The organism is Pseudomonas sp. AN-B15, from assembly GCF_019056475.1.
Taxonomy (GTDB): Bacteria; Pseudomonadota; Gammaproteobacteria; order Pseudomonadales; family Pseudomonadaceae; genus Aquipseudomonas; species Aquipseudomonas parakoreensis.
The window spans coordinates 5,675,624-5,693,878 of sequence record NZ_CP049737.1 but is presented as its reverse complement, the minus strand read 5'-3'; the positions used below and the strand labels follow the sequence as shown (position 1 = coordinate 5,693,878).

Here is an 18,255-nt window from a genome sequence, read left to right as displayed (position 1 = left end):
TCTTTCCTTAACAAGCCACTTACAGACTCTTGATCGTATTTCTCGATATTTCAAAGCAAAATTTTTCGCTTTAATTCGATAGATAACTCGCTAGTCTTGGTTCGCAGTTCTCACAGGATTTGGGCAATGCAGCTACGTAACTCTGCTTCACGCTATGGTTGGGTCAGCATCTTCATGCACTGGGGCGTGGCGCTGGCGGTCTTCGGACTGTTCGCGCTGGGTCTGTGGATGGTGGGGCTGGATTACTACAGCAGCTGGCGCAAAGACGCGCCGGATCTGCACAAGAGCATCGGTCTGGTGCTGCTGGGTGTGATGGTGTTGCGGGTGTTGTGGCGCTTTATCAGCCCACCGCCACCGACGCTGCAAAGCTACAGCCGCATGACCCGCCTCGGCGCCAAATTCGGCCACGGGTTTCTGTACGTCGGGCTGTTCGCTGTGATGCTTGCCGGTTACCTGATTTCCACCGCAGACGGTGTCGGGATTCCGGTGTTTGGTCTGTTTGAAGTGCCTGCGCTGGTTTCCGGGCTACCGGATCAGGCAGATACCGCTGGGGTGATTCATCTCTGGCTGGCATGGGCGCTGGTAATTTTTTCCGGCCTCCATGCGTTGGCAGCATTGAAGCACCACTTTATCGATCGTGATGCGACCCTGACGCGAATGCTCGGTCGCAAATCCTGAAATTCAACCTCGACTCAAAGGAAAAGAAAGCATGTTGAAAAAGACTCTGGCCGCTCTGGCAATCGGTTCGGCCGTACTGTCCGCGAACGTGATGGCTGCTGATTACACCGTCGACAAGGAAGGCCAGCACGCTTTCGTCGACTTCAAGATCAGCCACCTGGGCTACAGCTACATCACCGGTACGTTCAAGGACATCGACGGCAAGTTCAGCTTTGACGCTGCCAAGCCTGAAGACAGCAAAATCGAATTCAACGTGAAGACCGCCAGCGTGTTCACCAACCACGCCGAGCGCGATAAGCACATCGCCAGCAAAGACTTCCTGGACGTGGGCAAATACGCTGACGCCAAGTTCGTCTCCACCAGCGTCAAATCCACCGGCAAGAACGCCGCTGGCAAAGACACGGCTGACGTGACCGGCGACCTGACCCTGCACGGCGTGACCAAGCCAATCGTGGTCAAGGCCGTGTTCCTGGGCGAAGGCAAGGATCCATGGGGCGGCTACCGTGCCGGCTTCGAAGGTACTACCAGCATCAAGCGTTCTGATTTCGGCAAGATGATGGACCTGGGTCCACAGTCCGACAACGTCGACCTGTACATCTCGTTCGAAGGTGTGAAAGCGAAATAACTTCGCCGCCATACAAAAACGCCCCCGGTCGCAAGGCCGGGGGCGTTTTTTATAGCCCGCCACAACCCGGATCCCCTGTAGGAGCTGCCGAAGGCTGCGATCTTTTGAGAGGTTGGTTTTTCCAGGATCAAAAGATCGCAGCCTTCGGCAGCTCCTACAGAAAGCGGGTTCTGGGACATCCATAAAAAATGCCCCGGCTCTTTCGAACCGGGGCATTTTTCATTGCAGCGATAACTCAGCGATTGCGGGTCAGCAAGGCTGGTTTTTCGCCGCGCGGACGGGTCGGCAATTGATCAAGTTGCTCAGGCGTCGGGAAGCGGTCGGCTTTCGATTCCTTGTGCATGATCTTCGGCCCGGTGCTGCGCGGGTTCTGCACGGCCGGTTCGGCGCGTTGCTGATCGTCACGAGCCGGACGGCGGTTGCGCGAGGACTCGTCACGACGGCCCTGGCCGTCACGTGGGGCGCCGTTGCGCGGACCGTTGCGTTTGCCCGGTGGAGTGCCGGTGCTCGAACCGTTGCTGTTGCGCGGGCCGTTCTGGCGACCTTGCGATTGACCGCCGCGAGGTGCGCCGGCACCTGCGCCCTGGCCTGGCGCGCCCGGACGGCGACCACGACCACCGGCCGGAGCGGCTTTGGGCACGTAGTCAACGCGGTTACCGAAGTTATCGATATCGTCGTCGAGGAACTCGTCCGGTGCACGATCAGCCGCCGCGCGTGGTGGCTGGCTCGGACGCTGTTCGCGGCTCGGCGTGCCTTCACGGGGCTTCTGCTGGCGGGCAGGGCGCTCGCCGCGTTCGCCGGCCGGTTTTTCCTTGCCCTTGTCTTTGCCTTTGTCCTTGCGACCGCCGCCACCGCCGCCGCCATTCGGACCGTCGCCGCGCGGACCGCGGGAGTTGCGCGGGTTGCGCATGTCCGGACGCTCGCGCACTTCAGGCTTCTCGGCCTCGATGGTGCTGGCATCGAAGCCCATCAGGTCGCCGTCGGCGATTTTCTGCTTGGTCATGCGTTCGATGCTTTTCAGCAGTTTTTCTTCGTCCGGCGCGACCAGCGAGATCGCCTCGCCCGAACGACCGGCGCGGCCAGTACGGCCGATACGGTGCACGTAGTCTTCATCGACGTTCGGCAGCTCGAAGTTGACCACGTGTGGCAACTGGTCGATGTCCAGACCGCGAGCAGCGATGTCGGTCGCTACCAGAATGCGCACTTCACCGGCCTTGAAGTCGGCCAGGGCTTTGGTGCGGGCGTTCTGGCTTTTGTTGCCGTGGATCGCCACAGCCGGCAGGCCGTGTTTGTCCAGGTATTCGGCCAGACGGTTGGCGCCGTGCTTGGTGCGGGTGAACACCAGCACCTGTTCCCAGGCGCCGGCGGTGATCAGGTGCGCCAGCAGGGCACGCTTGTGGCTGGCCGGCAGACGGAACACGCGTTGCTCGATGCGCTCGACCGTGGTGTTCGGCGGCGTGACTTCGATGCGTTCCGGGTTGTGCAGCAGTTTGCCGGCCAGATCGGTGATGTCTTTGGAGAAGGTCGCCGAGAACAGCAGGTTCTGACGCTTGGCCGGCAGACGCGCGAGGACTTTCTTCACATCGTGCACGAAACCCATGTCGAGCATGCGGTCGGCTTCGTCGAGGACGAGGATTTCGACGTGGGACAGGTCAACGCTGCCTTGGCCGGCGAGGTCAAGCAGGCGACCCGGGCAGGCGACGAGGACGTCAACGCCACGGGACATGGCCTGGACTTGCGGGTTCATGCCGACGCCGCCGAAGATGCAGGCGCTGACGAATTTCAGGTCACGGGCGTAGATCTTGAAGCTTTCGTGAACCTGGGCCGCGAGTTCGCGGGTCGGGGTCAGGACCAGTACGCGCGGTTGGCGCGGGCCATGACGCTGGGATTTGTCCGGGTGACCGTTGGGGAACAACCGCTCCAGGATCGGAAGGGCGAAACCGCCGGTTTTACCGGTACCTGTCTGTGCCGCAACCATCAGGTCGCGACCTTGCAACACGGCGGGAATGGCCCGCTGTTGCACCGGAGTAGGCTCGGTATAGCCCGCATCTTCGATGGCACGGACTAAAGCCTCGGAGAGACCGAGGGAAGCAAAGGACATGAGTAATCCTGTTTTAGTTAGGGCTTGGCCCAATGGGAGTCTTGCCTGGCGCGAATCGCGTTTAAGAGGACGCGATCCCGTCCGGTCCTGCTGCGGTCTCGAAGGCACGTCAGGAGCGCTCGCGCGGGCTGAAAAGCTGCGCTGTAGCGGGACTGGAGGCCTGTTACGGTTCCGGGCGTCCGGGCGTGAGCCTGGCGGGAACGCCGGAGTATAACAGAGCAATCACTGCGCGCTGCTTTCCTGCTGCTCAACGGTTTTGCGACTGGCCGAGACGTTGCTCATTGGCGCGGCGTCGACCGGGGCTGCGCCGTAGCGTGCGCTGAGCTCGGCGTAGGCCGGTTCGCGCTTGAAGCGCTTGAGCTCGGCGCCAAAACGCGCCACCAGCAGATCCATCCCGGCATTGCGACGAACGGCCAGATATTGGCTCTGGCGGCTTATGACTGTAGGGTTTTCGCTGATTTGATCGCGGATATTCAACTGATCGAGCAAATGCTGACCGACGCGGCGATCGGTGATCAGCAAGTCGATGCGCCCGCGCAGCAGTTTGCCGAAGTTGGCTTCGTGGGTTGGCGCCGGTTCCCGGGTGAACAGTGTCGATTCGCGGAAGTCAGGGCTGTACAGATAACCCGGCGAGGTGCCGATGGTCAGGCCTTTGAGTTCTTCGAGTTTGCTGAACGGGTGTGGCCGGTCGTTGGCGTAGAACATCACGAACTCGACGTCCGACAGCGGTTCGATGGGGTAGAGCAGGGTGGCGTCGCGCTCGTCGCTGTGAAAGATGTCCAGTGCGCCGTCAGCCTGACCGGTTTCGAGCATCGACAGGCAACGTTTCCACGGCAAAAATTGCCATTCGACCTCGATGCCCAGACGCTTGAACACGATGGCCGTGGTTTCGTAATCCAGCCCGAGGTTCTTGCCGTCCTCTTCGTACACGTACGGCGCCCATGGCTCGGTGACAATGCGCAACTTCTCGCCCCGAGCGGCAAAGCTCAGGCAAGCAAAAACCAGCACCGTGAATAATTGCGCGATCAAAGGCATGGCTTGAGATTACGACGAGAAACGCGAAAGAGCCAGAAAGTGCCTGCACAAGCTCTAATTCGGGGATTCAAAAGCAAAAGATCGCAGCCACGACACCCCTGTAGGAGCTGCCGAAGGCTGCGATCTTTTGATTGTGCTTTGATGCTTTTTAGCGCGGCAACTTCAGGTTATTCCAGATCGCCAGACTAGGCTCGGCCTGGTTCATGGAATAGAAGTGCAGCCCAGGTGCGCCACCTTGCAGCAGGCGCTCGCACATTTCGCTGACAACCTGCTCGCCAAAGCGCTGAATGCTCTGGCTGTCATCGCCGTAGGCTTCCAGTTGCTTGCGAATCCAGCGCGGGATTTCCGCACCGCAGGCATCGGAGAACCGCGCCAGCTTGCTGTAGTTGGTGATCGGCATGATCCCCGGTACCACCGGAATGTCCACGCCCAGCGCCTGCAAACGGTCGACAAAGTAGAAGTAGCTGTCGGCGTTGAAGAAGTACTGGGTGATCGCGCTGTCGGCGCCGGCGCGGGCCTTGCGCACGAAGTTGGCGAGATCGTCTTCGTAGTTGCGCGCTTGCGGATGCATCTCCGGATAAGCGGCAACTTCGATGTGAAAATGATCAGCGGTTTCTTCACGAATGAATTCAACCAGTTCATTGGCGTGACGCAGCTCGCCGCTGGTCATGCCCATGCCGGACGGCAGGTCACCGCGCAGGGCAACGATGCGCTTGATGCCGGCAGCCTTGTACTCGTTCAGCAGTCCGCGCAGGTCGTCCTTGCTGTCGCCGACGCACGACAGGTGCGGTGCGGCCGGTACTTTGACTTCGCTTTCCAGCTGCAGAACGGTGTTGAGGGTGCGATCACGGGTCGAACCGCCAGCGCCGTAGGTGCAGGAAAAGAAATCGGGGTTGTACGTTGCCAACTGACGGGCAACGTTGAGCAGTTTTTCATGCCCAGCATCGGTCTTGGTCGGGAAGAACTCGAAGCTGTAGCGACGGTCTTGGGACATGGTCATACCCTTGGAAACACGTAAGCCGGACGCTGTACTCCTGTAGGAGCTGCCGCAGGCTGCGATCTTTGAAGATCAAAAGATCGCAGCCTGCGGCAGCTCCTACACAGAGCGGTCAGCAGCGCCAGTCAGGCAACGCGGTGCGCAAGGCACACCGCGTCGACGCTCAGCCAATCAGTAGCGGTAAGCGTGCGGCTTGAACGGGCCTTCGACGGTGACGCCGATGTAGTCAGCCTGTTGCTTGGTCAGTTGAGTGACCACGCCGCCGAAACCGCGCACCATTTCCAGGGCCACTTCTTCGTCGAGTTTCTTCGGCAGTACTTCAACGGTCAGACGCTCGGCTTTCTGGGCTGGCGACAGGTCGGCGTACTTCTGGCCGAACAGGAAGATCTGCGCCAGTACCTGGTTGGCGAACGAACCGTCCATGATGCGGCTCGGGTGACCGGTGGCGTTGCCCAGGTTCACCAGACGGCCTTCGGCCAGCAGGATCAGGTAGTCGTCGTTCTGCGCGTCGAAAGCGCCCGGGCCGGTACGGTGGATCTTGTGGACCTGTGGCTTCACTTCTTCCCATGCCCAGTTCTTGCGCATGAAAGCGGTGTCGATTTCGTTGTCGAAGTGGCCGATGTTGCAGACAACAGCACGCTTCTTCAGGGCTTTGAGCATGTTCGCGTCGCAAACGTTGACGTTACCGGTGGTGGTCACGATCAGGTCGATCTTGCCCAGCAGCGCTTTGTCGATGCTCGCTTCGGTGCCATTGTTGATGCCGTCGATGAACGGCGAAACCAGTTCGAAACCGTCCATGCAGGCCTGCATGGCGCAGATCGGGTCAACTTCGGAAACCTTGACGATCATGCCTTCCTGACGCAGGGACTGCGCGGAACCCTTGCCCACGTCACCGTAACCGATGACCAGCGCTTGCTTGCCGGACAGCAGGTGGTCGGTACCGCGCTTGATCGCATCGTTCAGGCTGTGACGGCAGCCGTACTTGTTGTCGTTCTTGGACTTGGTCACCGAGTCGTTGACGTTGATCGCAGGGATCTTCAGCTCGCCCTTGGCCAGCATGTCCAGCAGACGGTGAACGCCGGTGGTGGTTTCTTCGGTCACGCCGTGAACGCGGTCCAGCACCTGTGGGTATTTCTTGTGCAGCAGCTCGGTCAGGTCGCCGCCGTCGTCGAGGATCATGTTGGCGTCCCATGGCTGGCCATCTTTCAGGATGGTCTGCTCCAGGCACCACTCGTACTCTTCTTCAGTCTCGCCTTTCCAGGCGAAAACCGGGATGCCGGCGGCAGCGATGGACGCAGCAGCCTGATCCTGAGTCGAGAAAATGTTGCAGGACGACCAGCGTACTTCGGCACCCAGGGCAACCAGGGTTTCGATCAGCACGGCAGTCTGAATGGTCATGTGGATGCAGCCGAGGATTTTTGCGCCCTTGAGCGGCTGCTCGGAAGCGTACTTGCGGCGCAGACCCATCAGGGCCGGCATTTCCGATTCGGCGATGATGGTTTCGCGACGGCCCCAGGCAGCCAGGGACATGTCGGCAACTTTGTAATCGTTAAAATCGGCAGGCGTGATAACAGCGCTCATGAAGAGCCTCCATTCGTAATGTATGCGAATGGGCGCCGTTGTGCGTTTAGTGTCCGGCCGTGGCCAGTCAACGCCCCATCCGAGCCTGACAGGTTGATCCTGCTGCAGCGCCCCTCGGACAGGTGGCGGGAAAACGGTAGCAAGTGAAGGTTACCGTTTTGAAACGGGGGCGATTATAGCCGTCTAGACTGATCTTCCAAAGGGTTTCTGTCGGCCAGATGAAGATCGTTAATAGCGACCATAGTAGAAGGCTCATGGAGCATGACCGCCCGGTCTGCCAAGATGGCGCCATCTTTCGGCAAATGCTCAGGAGTGAACATGAATTTCCACACCCGCAAATGGGTAAAACCCGAAGACCTGAACCCCAACGGCACCCTGTTCGGCGGCAGCCTGCTGCGCTGGATCGACGAAGAGGCGGCGATTTACGCGATCGTCCAGTTGGGCAATCAGCGCGTGGTGACCAAGTACATTTCCGAAATCAACTTCGTCAGCGCCTCGCGTCAGGGCGACATCATCGAACTGGGCATCACCGCTACCGAGTTCGGCCGCACCTCGATCACCCTCACCTGTGAAGTACGCAACAAGATCACCCGCAAGAGCATTCTCACCGTCGAGAAAATGGTCTTCGTCAACCTCGGTGAAGACGGCCTGCCGGCGCCGCACGGTCGCACCGAGATCAAGTACGTCAAAGACCAGTTCAAGGAAGATGAGCTCGTCAGCGAGTAATGCGAGCCCTGTAGGAGCTGCCGCAGGCTGCGATCTTTTGACGTTGTTTTTGCAGAGCAAGATCAAAAGATCGCAGCCTGCGGCAGCTCCTACACTGTCATGCGTAAAACCGGGGATTTGCGTGGCGCATACAGAACGTATTCCAAGCAAGAACGGTCGTAGCTAAAAGCCCCCACCCGGTTCCCACGCCATGACCACCCCGACAGACGGCAAGACCCCCAACCTCTCGACCGATGAACAACATGAAGTCGAGAAAAACCAGCCGCCTCGCGCAGCGGTTCTGCATGAAATCATCCGCACGCAGGGCGATCAGGAACTGGAGCGCAGCATCGCCGCGTTGTGGTGGTCGGCGCTCGCGGCCGGATTGACCATGGGCCTGTCGCTGATGGGCATGGGCCTGCTCAATTCGCGCCTGCCCGAGGGTGACGAATTCAAGGTCATCGCCAGTTTCGGCTACTGTGCCGGTTTCCTCGCGGTGATTCTCGCCCGCCAGCAACTGTTCACCGAAAACACCCTGACCGCCGTCCTCCCGGTGATGACCAAACCGACTCTGACCAATTTTGGCCGGTTGATCCGGTTATGGGGCGTGGTTCTGTTCGGCAATTTGTGCGGGACGATTCTGGTGGCCTACGTGATGCTCGAGCTGCCGATCTTTGATACCAAGACCGATCACGCCTTCCTTGAAATCGGCCGCAAGGTCATGGAGAACCACGCCAGCCAGATGTTCGCCAAGGGCATCGTCTCCGGTTGGATGATCGCCACCATGGTCTGGATGATCCCGTCCATGGAGAGCGCGAAGATGTGGATCATCATCCTCATCACTTATCTGATGGCGTTGGGCGACTTCACCCACATCGTGGTCGGTTCGGCGGAAGTCTCGTACCTGGTGTTTGCCGGCGAGTTGGCGTGGAGTGATTTCTGGATGGTGTTTGCCGGTCCGACGCTGGCGGGGAACATCATCGGCGGCAGTTGCATCTTTGCCCTGATCAGCCATGCGCAGATCCGCAGCGAAAGCGGTGCGCCAAAGGAAACAGGCAAGGCCAAAGGGTCTGCGGATCAGGCCGAAAAGCCTGATCCGCAGCAGATCAGAAAATGATCAGTGGTGCGCGGGCTCGGCCGTGGTGGCCGGCTCGTCGCGGGTGGCATGCTTGACCAGCTTGCCGATGGTCAGGCCTTGCAACAGGATCGACGACAGCACCACGATGTAGGTGATGCTCAACAGCAAGTCGCGCTCCGGGCCCAGCGGCAGGGCCAGCGCCAGTGCCACCGAAACACCACCGCGCAAACCGCCCCAGGTCAGGATGCGGATGGTGCCACGCGGCACTGTGCGCCAACGCCGCAGCAGAACGATGGCCGGGGCCACGGTGAGCAGGCGCGACAGCAGGATCGCCAGCGCCAGCAAGCTGGCCGCCGCCACGTGCGCCCAGTTGAACGGCAGCAGCAACAGCTCCATGCCGATCAGCGCGAACAGCAGGGCGTTGAGCATGTCATCGAGCAGTTCCCAGAAGCCGTCGAGGTACTTGCGGGTCATGTCGTTCATCGCCAGGTTGCGCCCCAGGTTACCGATGATCAGACCGGCCACCACCATCGCAATCGGCGCCGAGACGTGCAGCTCGGTGGCCATCGCCGAACCGCCAATCACCAGCGCCAGCGTCAGCATCACGGTGATCTGATGCTGCTGGACGCTTTTGATCATCCGGTACACCCCATAACCGATCAGCCCGCCGAACAGCACGCCGCCAAGGGCTTCATGAACGAACAGCATGGCCGTGGCGCCGAGGGTCGGCGTTTCACCCAATTGGGCGATGCCCAGCAGCACGGTGAACACCACGACCGCGGTGCCGTCGTTGAACAACGACTCGCCGACGATGGTGGTTTTCAGCGGCTTCGAAGCGTTGGCGGTGCGCAGTACGCCGAGCACCGCGATCGGGTCGGTCGGCGAAATCAGCGCGCCGAACAGCAGGCAGTAGAGGAAGCTCACGTGCCAGCCGAACAGGGCAAAAATGTAATAGGCGAGGCTGCCGATCACGGCGGTGGCAATCAGCACGCCGAACGTCGCCAGCAGGCCGATGGGCCAGCGATAGCTGCGCAAATCGTTGAGGTTGACGTGCAGGGCGCCGGCGAACAGCAGGAACGACAGCATCCAGTTCATCAGCAGATCGCCGAAGTCGATCTGGCCGATCAATTGCTGCACGCGTTCTTCGAGGCCGGGGTAGCCGAGCACGCTCAGGCCCTGCAGCAACAGGGAGAACATCAGCGCGGTGACCATCACGCCGATGGTCGGCGGCAGGCCGATGAAGCGGTAATTGACGAAGGTGAGAAGGGTGGTGAGGCAGATAAAAGCGGCTACAAGTTCTAGCATCCGGGCTCCATTGGATGGGGGGGAAGTCAGCGCCCCGATTCTTCGGCGCGAATGTTGGATGGGCTGTTTCGGGGTGGGGACACAATCGCATCCCTCGGTTGGTCAGCGGTACGCATTGGTGTAGGGTCAACAAAAAATCAAGGAGTGGGACGTGGCGGCGACAGTTCTGGTGTTGATGGCGGCGCTGTTGCATGCGACGTGGAATACCCTGATCAAGTTCAGTGCCGAACGGCTGTTGGTGGTGGCGTGCATGGACACGGTGGCGCTGTTGTTCGTGGCGCTGGCATTTCCGTTCATCAGCCTGCCACCGGCGCAAATCTGGCCGTGGATTCTGGCGTCGGCAGCATTCGAGCTGCTGTATCGCTATCTGCTGATCCAGGCTTATCGGGTCGGCGACCTCGGGTTGGTCTATCCCTTGATGCGCGGCTTGTCGCCGCTGGTGGTGCTGGCGCTGACCCTGATCTTCGCCGGCGAAGTGCTCACCACGCAGCAGATCTTCGGGATCATGCTGATTCCGCTGGGCATGGTCTGCCTGCTCTGGCAGGGCGGTGGTGGTAAGCATTTGCCGTGGTCGATGCTGCCGGTGGTGGCGCTGATCGGGCTGTGCATCGGTTGCTACACCTACATCGATGGCCAGGCCTTGCGGCGCTGGTCGCATCCACTGGATTACCTGGTCTGGGTCACGCTGCTCAGCGCCTGGCCGTTTCCGTTGCTGGCGTGGGTCGCCAAGCGCCCGGCGTTTCTGGTGTTCTGGCGCGAGCAATGGAAGCTGGGGCTGGCGGTCGGGTTCTGCGTGTTGTTCAGCTACGCTCTGGTGCTATGGGCGATGCAGTTGGGCTCGATTGCCGAGGCGGCGGCCTTGCGTGAGATCAGCGTGATCCTGGTGGTGCTGTTCGGCATGCGGTATCTGAAAGAACCTTTCGGCAGGCCGCGGCTCTTAGCCTGTGGGCTGGTGCTGATCGGCATGCTGGTGATGAAGTTCTGACGGCCCGCCATTTCCAACACTCGAAAAAAGGACGGCGTTATGACGGTGGCTCTGTGGTGTGTATTGATCGCGATTTTCCTGCCGTATGTGTGCACGATTGTGGCCAAGGTCTCGGGCGGTTTCCGGCTCAGTGACAATCATGATCCTCGGGACTTTCTCGATAGCGTGGGCGGCGTCGCCCGACGGGCGCATGCGGCACAGCTGAACAGCTTCGAAGTGATGCCGGCATTTGCTGCCGCAGTGATTGTTGCGCATCTGGTGGGCACGGCGCAGCTAGTGACCGTGAATGTGCTGGCGGTGCTGTTTATCACCAGTCGCCTGCTGTACATCATTTGTTATCTGGCGGACTGGGCGATCTTGCGGTCGCTGGTGTGGTTCGTCGGGATGGGGCTGATTGCTGCGTTCTTCTTTGTGTCTGTCTGATTCTCGGGTGCTGCTGCCGGCCTCTTCGCGGGCAAGCCCGCTCCCACAGGGCTTGGGTGTACACAGGATTTGTGCTCGCCATGGATACCTGTGGGAGCGGGCTTGCCCGCGAAGGCGGTAGCTCTGGCGCCGAGGCGCTTAAGGCTTGTCCTTAACCGTATCGGCCACCTGCGGTACTTGCGGCAACGCCGCACCTTTAGGCCAGAGCATCCAGATCTGCCCCTGCTGTTTCATGTCCCCGGCCAGTTGCCCGGCTGCGTCGCCGGTGCCCCAGAACAAGTCCGCGCGCACCTCGCCGGCAATCGCGCCGCCAGTGTCCTGCGCCGCGACCGGGCGAACCAGAGCGGTGCCATCCGGACGGGTGGTCGACAACCACAGCAGACTGCCCAACGGAATCACCTTGCGATCCACCGCCGCGCTATAGCCGGCCGTCAGCGGTACGTTCAACGAGCCGCGCGGGCCTTCATTGCTGTCCGGGTTGCGAGTGAAAAACACGTAGCTCGGGTTGCTGCCCAGCAGCTCCGGAATGCGCGACGGGTTGGCCTTGGCCCAATTGCTGATCGCGCTCATGGTCACGTCTTCTTTCTTCAACTCGCCCTGTTCCACCAGCCAGCGGCCGATCGGCCGGTACGGGTGGCCATTCTGGTCGGCGTAGGCGATGCGCAGTTGTTTGCCGTCCGTCGTCTGAATCCGCCCGGAGCCCTGAATCTGCAGGAATTGCAGGTTCATCGGATCGGTCAGGTACGCCACCACCGGGGCTTTGACGCCTTTGGATTCGATGGTTGCGGCGTCGTCATACGGCTTGAGCACCCGACCTTCGAGGCGACCGCGCAGGCGCTTGCCCTTGAGTTCGGGGTAAATGCTGTCCAGCGACACGATGATCATGTCTTCGGGCACACCATAGACCGGCACGTTGGCTGTTTCGGTGGGGGTCAGGCTGCCGGGGTAGACCGGCTCGTAGTAACCGGTGATCAGGCCGTTGGGGTTGTCGTGTTCGGCGCGCAACCCGAACACGTCGAGGTTCTGCTTGAGGAACGCGCGAATCTCGTTGGCGCTTTGCGGCACGCTGGCGGCTGCCGCGCAGGTGCCACCCCAGATCGGATCAGCCTTGAGTCGGGTGCAGGCGCTGCGCCACGAGCCGAAACCGGCGACCAGGTCGCTGTCGGACACCGCCGGCAAGGATTCCCAGGTGGCGCTGGAATAAGTCGCCAAGGCGTGGGTTTTCGGTTTGGCATTGTCGCCGCCCGTACAGCCAGCAAGGATAGCCAGCAGCGGCAGGGTTGCGATCAGCGGGTGACGCCAGGCCTTGAAACGGTGGTTCATGGAGTGATTCCTGTGCCGGTTGCCCGAGTGCTCCATGCGCTCGGGCAACCCGTATTTTTAATAGGGCTATTGGTGTTTGACGGCGACGCGAGGATACTGGCCGCCGAATTCCGTGACCTGAAGCCACCATGACTCTTAAAAGAATTGCTGTTGTATTGCTGGCCTGTCTGACCTTGTCCGCCTGTGGCGGCGTCGATCCGAATTCGCCGCTGGGTCAACGCAAGGCGATCTTCAAGCAGATGCTCAAGACCGGTGAAGACCTGGGCGGCATGTTGCGCGGGCGCATTCCGTTCGACGGGCCGAAATTCGAGGAGGGTGCGGTGAAGCTTGATGCGTTGTCCCATGAACCGTGGAAGCATTTCCCGCAGGTGCGTGAAGAAGATCACACCAGTGCCAGGGACGATGTCTGGCTGCGTCAGGCCCGCTTTCAGGAACTGGCCCGCAACCTTGAGGCGGCCACCGGTGAACTGGTGATCGCCAGCAAGGTTGAGCCGTACAAGGCCAGTAACCTGGGGCCAGCGGTGCAGAAAGTCGAAGATGCCTGCAGCGCTTGCCATAAAGAGTTTCGGGATCATTGATTGTCGGAGACTGCCGGACGACTGTGGCAGGGAGCTTGCTCCCGCTCGGCGGCGCAGCCGTCGTAAACCCATTCAACCAAGTTGAGTCTGGTATAGCGCGATTGAATGGAGTTTGGGCCGCTTCGCGGCCCAGCGGGAGCAAGCTCCCTCGCCACAGGAAATCGCCCTCAATACGGGTTACTTGTCAATCTGGTCCAGCGCATCCTGCAGTTCTTTGCGCGACTCGGCGAGTTTGTTTTTGCGCTTGTCGATCTTCTCCGGATCACCTTTCTTCATCGCCTTGTCGAGATCAGCCTGACGCTTGCTGACTTCGTGCTTGGCTTCCAGCACCTTGTTCTCGCGTTCTTTCTTCAGGCCCGCATCGGTGCAGTTTTTCGTCACTTCCTCCAGAGCGGTTTGCAGACCCGCCTGCTGGTCGGTGTTGCCTCGGGATTTGGCTTGTTCGATCTGATTGATGATGCCCTGCTTCTTCGCGGCGCAACCGGTCAGGCCCGGTGCATCTTCGTCGGCCATCGCAGGTGCGGCCAAAACGCCACAGAGGGTCAGCAAGGCGAGCGGTGCAAGAAATTTCATAAAAGCTCCATGTGCGAAGGCAATCGGGTCGGTGGCACTGCGCTGTTTGAGCGTCTGACGTTCCTTCGGTTCCCGGCTGCCGGGATTGCGTGATCAGAAGCCGTCGATTCCGGCGGCGCGTAATGTGTCACTCAAGGCCAGCACCTGCGGGTCGCGGAAGAATGCGCTCAATTGCGCCGCGCGGCCCGGGCCGATTCCGGCTTCTGCTTGCCATTGTTCGGTGTTGCGTTGTGCCAGCGCCTGCCACGAGTCGGCCAGTTGTGCCTGACCGGTGGGCGGTAAACCCAATGCTTTGAGCCACTGCGTGAACGGTCGTTGGCGGGCGCTGTGAAAACTGTTGATCAGACGTGCGCTGCTGCGCTCGCCGAAGCCGGCAATGTTAGCAAGCTCTGGCTCGTCGAGGGTCAACCAATCCAGCAGGTTGTTCAGGCGGCCTGTTTCCAGAAGTTTCTCCCAGGTGCCGCGCCCGACATTCTGCAGCGCCAGGCCTTGTTTGCCACTGAGCCAGGTCAGGCGCGCGAGAAACTGGCTTTCACAACCGGGTGTCGGTTGCCAGCAACTCAAGGCGTGGAAGTCGCGCGTGTCGGGAATGTCGAGGGCGGCTCGTTCGGTAGTGCGCAGCACCACACTGTCGAGTCGCGGGATGGTCAACCCGGCCAGGCTGATTGCTACTTGATCGCCGGGGCGGATATCCAGCGCCTGCCAGCGCTTGAGTGAACCGGCGCTGACGCGTTTGATCTCGCGGTCATCGAGCATCACCGGCGACAACTCCAATACCGGCGTGATGCGTCCACTGCGGCCGACCTTGAAATTCACTTTGCGCACCTCTGCCAGCGCTCGGGTAAACGGGTATTTCCAGGCGACGGCCCAGTAGGGCGCGCTTGCCTGCCAGCGCTCGGCCGGTGGGCGCTGGCTCTGGCGCAGGACAATGCCGTCAGTAGCGAACGGCAGGGGCGATCGATACCAGTACTCCCGCCATTTTTGCGCGTCGGCAAGGTTGGTGATGGCCTGACTGAATGGCGCTGTCGTGGCAAAGCCCAATGTCGCTAGCGTCGATATTCTTTCCGGCAGATTCGCCGGCCCCTGCGGCCAGTCCCAGACGAACAGACCGATCCCGGACGCCTGATCTGTGCTCAAGGTTTTACGGCTCATCAGCCCGGCAACGGTGGCGCGGGCATTGACGCTGCCGGCGCTGGCTTGCACATGTTGATCCAGGCGCCAGTAGAGTTCGCCCTGCACCAGCAAGTCCAGCGGTTGAGACAGTTGTTGCGGAATGGCAGCGATCTTTTGCGCCGACGCTGTCCAGTCCTGACCGCTGATCCCGTCGCCGCGACTGATCGCTTGCTGCAACAGGCCGCGACGGTAAATCAGCGTGACGGCCACACCGTCGACCTTGGGTTGTACCCAGACATCCTGCCGATTCTTCAACCACGCTTGAACGGCAGCAGCTTCGTGAAGCTTGTCCAGACCGGTGTGGGCGACCGGATGCGCGACGGAGCCAGACACGCTGCGCAACGGTTCGGGCGCTGCGGGCTGCTGGAAGCACTGGCGCCATTGGTTGAGCCGCAGGCGCGATTGATCGTAGAGCTCGTCGGCAATCAGCGAGCGACCTTGGCGGTGGTAGGCGTTGTCCCATTGATCGATCTGCAGTTGCAGGGCCGAGATTTCAGTTTTTGCTCTGCTGGTAGACCAGTCGGGGCAGGCTGAGTAAGCGATCAGAGGGATGAAGCTCAGCAGAACAGCGGAAAACAGGCGCAGCGTGGCAAGCATTTTGAGCGTCCTTGCTCAGGGGAATGTTTGAAGGCTAGGCGAGGATTGCGGGTCGGGTAGCCTGGGTGTTTTGCGGGGTGTTGCGCAGCGTTAAAGTCAAAAGATCGCAGCCTTCGGCAGCTCCTACAGGGGGATGCGTTGTGTAGGAGCTGCCGAAGGCTGCGATCTTTTAATCCTGGCAAGCATGAAAAAGCCCCGCACGGCGCGAACCGTGCGGGGCTTTTTTTGCAGCCGGGAAGGGCTTACAGACCAGCGGCAGAACGCAGAGCGTCGGCGCGGTCGGTTTTTTCCCAGGTGAAGGTGGAGAAGGTGTCTTCGCCAACCGTCTTGGTCTGCGGAGCACGACCGAAGTGGCCGTAGGCTGCAGTTTCCTGGTACATCGGGTGCAGCAGATCGAGCATGGTGGTGATTGCGTATGGACGCAGGTCGAACACTTCACGCACCAGTTTGATGATCTTGTCATCGCTGATCTTGCCGGTACCGAAGGTGTTCAGCGAGATCGAAGTCGGCTGAGCGACACCGATGGCGTAGGACACCTGAATCTCGCAACGCTCGGCCAGGCCGGCAGCGACGATGTTCTTGGCAACATAACGGCCAGCGTAGGCAGCCGAACGGTCAACCTTCGATGGATCTTTACCGGAGAACGCGCCACCGCCGTGACGGGCCATGCCGCCGTAGCTGTCGACGATGATCTTGCGACCGGTCAGACCGCAGTCACCTACCGGGCCGCCAATGATGAACTGGCCGGTCGGGTTGATGTGGAACTGGGTGTCTTTGCTCAGCAGTTCGGCAGGCAGCACGTGCTTGACGATCAGCTCCATCACGCCTTCGCGCAGGTCTTTGTACGACACTTCTGGGTTGTGCTGGGTCGACAGAACAACGGCGTCGATACCGACCACCTTGCCGCCTTCGTAGCGGCAAGTCACTTGCGACTTGGCGTCCGGACGCAGCCACGGCAGCAGGCCCGATTTGCGGGCTTCGGCCTGACGCTGCACCAGCTGGTGCGAGAAGGTGATCGGCGCTGGCATCAGCACGTCGGTTTCGTTGCTGGCGTAGCCGAACATCAGGCCCTGGTCGCCGGCACCCTGATCTTCAGGCTTGGCGCGGTCAACACCCTGATTGATGTCAGGGGACTGCTTGCCGATGATGTTCATCACGCCGCAGGTCGCGCCGTCGAAGCCGACTTCAGAACTGGTGTAGCCGATGTCGCAGATCACATCACGAACGATCTGCTCCAGGTCGACCCAGGCGCTGGTGGTCACTTCACCGGCCACGATGGCAACGCCGGTCTTGACCAGGGTTTCCACGGCAACGCGTGCGTGTTTGTCCTGGGCAATAATGGCGTCCAGCACCGCATCGGAAATCTGGTCGGCGATTTTGTCCGGATGTCCTTCAGACACGGACTCGGAGGTGAAGAGGGAGTATTCGCTCATCTCGATGTTTTCCTGAATTTACCGATGGTGAGTGTCGCCAGCCGGTCGCTGAAAGTGGCGAACCTGGATCTGGAAACCATTACGTAAGCCTACATAGAGGCTGTCCCCGGGAACGAGTCCCGCAGCGGTGGCCCAACGGGCCAGATCGTCCTGTTCAAACCCCAACCACAGATCACCGCAGGCCTCCCTGGCCCAACTCTGGTTGTGGCTACATAACTCTGTCACGAGCAGGCTACCGCCCGGTTGCAGCAGGCCGGCCATGTGCTTGAGCGCTTCGGCCGGCGCGGCGAAATGGTGCAACACCATGTTCAGTACCACGCAATCGGCCTGAAGGCTGGAGCCATTCAATGCATCGGCCAATTGCAGGCTGACGTTAGCCAGCCGTTCACGTTCACATACCTGACGCGCCAGTTCGAGCATCGCCGGGCTGTTGTCCAGCGCGGTTACGGTGCCGAAGCGGCGGGCCAGTTCCGGCAGAAAAGCACCATCGCCGGGGCCGACTTCAATGGCCGTGGCAGCACCATTGAAGTTCAGTTTGTCGAGCAGGGCCAGCACGCTGTCGCGGTACTGCGGCAGACCTGCGATCAAGTCTTGCTGGGCGCGGAATTTTTCCGCAACCCGGGCGAAAAAATCCTGGCTGGCGGCTTCACGCTGTCCGTGGACCTGAGTGATGCGAGCCTGCACGTCCTCCGGCAGCGCCAGATTGTCGACTTCTTCTAACAGTGCTGCATGCAACTTGCCGCCCAGCAATTCGGTGTGGGGCAGGGCGCGGCGATAGAAAATCGCGTTGCCCTCGCGGCGCGTCGCCACCAGATCGGCCTGGGCCAGCACCTTGAGGTGGTGGCTCATGCCTGACTGACCAATGCCGAAAATCTGCGCCAGCTCCAGTACGCCGAACGAATCGTTGGCCAGCGCGCGCAATACATTCAGGCGCAGCGGGTCGCCACCGGCCTTGCACAGGGCCGCCAGCTCGTCGCAATCGTCATGGCGAATGGAAGGCACGCGTAAGTTCATGGGGCAGCAGTCTAGTGACGGTGGGAAATCGCCGCAAGGGCAATATCAAAA

General features: G+C 60.6%; 17 protein-coding genes and 1 riboswitch. Of the genes, 7 read left to right on the top strand and 10 right to left on the bottom strand.

The window, feature by feature from the left end; all coding sequences use genetic code 11:
* Window positions 1-126: 126 nt before the first annotated feature.
* Window positions 127-678, top strand: a complete 552-nt coding sequence (locus GTQ41_RS25795) for a cytochrome b (protein ID WP_047297112.1) — start codon at window positions 127-129, stop codon at window positions 676-678.
* Window positions 679-709: 31 nt separating this feature from the next.
* Window positions 710-1,303: a YceI family protein gene (locus GTQ41_RS25790; RefSeq protein WP_041063462.1), complete on the top strand. Its 594-nt coding sequence runs from the start codon at window positions 710-712 to the stop codon at window positions 1,301-1,303.
* A 235-nt stretch (window positions 1,304-1,538) separates the two neighbouring features.
* Here GTQ41_RS25790 and GTQ41_RS25785 read toward each other — a convergent pair whose 3' ends face one another.
* The 4 genes from GTQ41_RS25785 to ahcY all read right to left on the bottom strand — a co-directional run bounded on the left by GTQ41_RS25785 (window position 1,539) and on the right by ahcY (window position 7,017).
* Window positions 1,539-3,404 (bottom strand): DEAD/DEAH box helicase, encoded by a 1,866-nt coding sequence (locus tag GTQ41_RS25785; RefSeq protein WP_047297111.1) that lies wholly within the window; start codon window positions 3,402-3,404, stop codon window positions 1,539-1,541.
* A 222-nt stretch (window positions 3,405-3,626) separates the two neighbouring features.
* Window positions 3,627-4,439, bottom strand: coding sequence for an ABC transporter substrate-binding protein (locus GTQ41_RS25780; RefSeq protein WP_047297110.1), 813 nt, complete (start codon window positions 4,437-4,439; stop codon window positions 3,627-3,629).
* A gap of 148 nt (window positions 4,440-4,587) precedes the next feature.
* Window positions 4,588-5,433: a methylenetetrahydrofolate reductase [NAD(P)H] gene (metF, locus tag GTQ41_RS25775; RefSeq protein ID WP_047297145.1), complete on the bottom strand. Its 846-nt coding sequence runs from the start codon at window positions 5,431-5,433 to the stop codon at window positions 4,588-4,590.
* Window positions 5,434-5,607: 174 nt separating this feature from the next.
* Window positions 5,608-7,017 (bottom strand): adenosylhomocysteinase, encoded by a 1,410-nt coding sequence (ahcY, locus tag GTQ41_RS25770; RefSeq protein WP_047297109.1) that lies wholly within the window; start codon window positions 7,015-7,017, stop codon window positions 5,608-5,610.
* Window positions 7,018-7,040: 23 nt separating this feature from the next.
* Window positions 7,041-7,139: riboswitch (S-adenosyl-L-homocysteine riboswitch) on the bottom strand.
* Between the two features lie 196 nt (window positions 7,140-7,335).
* Between ahcY and GTQ41_RS25765 the strand changes: the two genes are divergently transcribed.
* The gene (locus tag GTQ41_RS25765) at window positions 7,336-7,743 is read left to right on the top strand and encodes an acyl-CoA thioesterase (protein WP_047297108.1); all 408 of its coding nucleotides are present in this window, start codon (window positions 7,336-7,338) and stop codon (window positions 7,741-7,743) included.
* A 190-nt stretch (window positions 7,744-7,933) separates the two neighbouring features.
* Entirely contained in the window at window positions 7,934-8,839 is a 906-nt protein-coding gene (locus tag GTQ41_RS25760; RefSeq protein ID WP_047297107.1) for a formate/nitrite transporter family protein, read from the top strand.
* Here GTQ41_RS25760 and GTQ41_RS25755 read toward each other — a convergent pair whose 3' ends face one another.
* Complete coding sequence (locus GTQ41_RS25755; protein WP_047297106.1) at window positions 8,840-10,105, bottom strand: sodium:proton antiporter; 1,266 nt, start codon at window positions 10,103-10,105, stop codon at window positions 8,840-8,842.
* Between the two features lie 151 nt (window positions 10,106-10,256).
* On the opposite strand from GTQ41_RS25755, the gene GTQ41_RS25750 reads away from it, so the two are divergent.
* Together GTQ41_RS25750 and GTQ41_RS25745 are read left to right on the top strand one after the other, a co-directional pair.
* On the top strand, window positions 10,257-11,090 hold the full coding sequence (locus GTQ41_RS25750; RefSeq protein WP_041063447.1) for an EamA family transporter: 834 nt from the start codon (window positions 10,257-10,259) through the stop codon (window positions 11,088-11,090).
* 39 nt (window positions 11,091-11,129) lie between these two features.
* Complete coding sequence (locus GTQ41_RS25745) at window positions 11,130-11,513, top strand: MAPEG family protein (RefSeq protein ID WP_027610617.1); 384 nt, start codon at window positions 11,130-11,132, stop codon at window positions 11,511-11,513.
* A gap of 138 nt (window positions 11,514-11,651) precedes the next feature.
* On the opposite strand, the gene GTQ41_RS25740 is transcribed toward GTQ41_RS25745, so the two are convergent.
* Window positions 11,652-12,836, bottom strand: coding sequence for a murein transglycosylase A (locus GTQ41_RS25740; protein ID WP_047297105.1), 1,185 nt, complete (start codon window positions 12,834-12,836; stop codon window positions 11,652-11,654).
* A 128-nt stretch (window positions 12,837-12,964) separates the two neighbouring features.
* Between GTQ41_RS25740 and GTQ41_RS25735 the strand changes: the two genes are divergently transcribed.
* Window positions 12,965-13,414 carry a cytochrome c gene (locus GTQ41_RS25735; protein ID WP_047297104.1) on the top strand — a complete coding sequence of 150 codons (450 nt, stop codon included), beginning with the start codon at window positions 12,965-12,967 and terminating at the stop codon, window positions 13,412-13,414.
* Window positions 13,415-13,591: 177 nt separating this feature from the next.
* Here the strand turns inward: GTQ41_RS25735 and GTQ41_RS25730 are convergent, their stop codons facing one another.
* From GTQ41_RS25730 to GTQ41_RS25715, 4 genes are all read right to left on the bottom strand, one after another.
* Window positions 13,592-13,987, bottom strand: a complete 396-nt coding sequence (locus GTQ41_RS25730) for a DUF1090 domain-containing protein (protein ID WP_047297103.1) — start codon at window positions 13,985-13,987, stop codon at window positions 13,592-13,594.
* 93 nt (window positions 13,988-14,080) lie between these two features.
* On the bottom strand, window positions 14,081-15,757 hold the full coding sequence (gene ligB / locus GTQ41_RS25725) for an NAD-dependent DNA ligase LigB (RefSeq protein ID WP_047297102.1): 1,677 nt from the start codon (window positions 15,755-15,757) through the stop codon (window positions 14,081-14,083).
* A 242-nt stretch (window positions 15,758-15,999) separates the two neighbouring features.
* On the bottom strand, window positions 16,000-17,190 hold the full coding sequence (gene metK, locus GTQ41_RS25720; RefSeq protein WP_027610621.1) for a methionine adenosyltransferase: 1,191 nt from the start codon (window positions 17,188-17,190) through the stop codon (window positions 16,000-16,002).
* A gap of 18 nt (window positions 17,191-17,208) precedes the next feature.
* Window positions 17,209-18,204 carry a metalloregulator ArsR/SmtB family transcription factor gene (locus tag GTQ41_RS25715; protein ID WP_047297101.1) on the bottom strand — a complete coding sequence of 332 codons (996 nt, stop codon included), beginning with the start codon at window positions 18,202-18,204 and terminating at the stop codon, window positions 17,209-17,211.
* Between the last annotated feature and the right edge of the window lie 51 nt (window positions 18,205-18,255).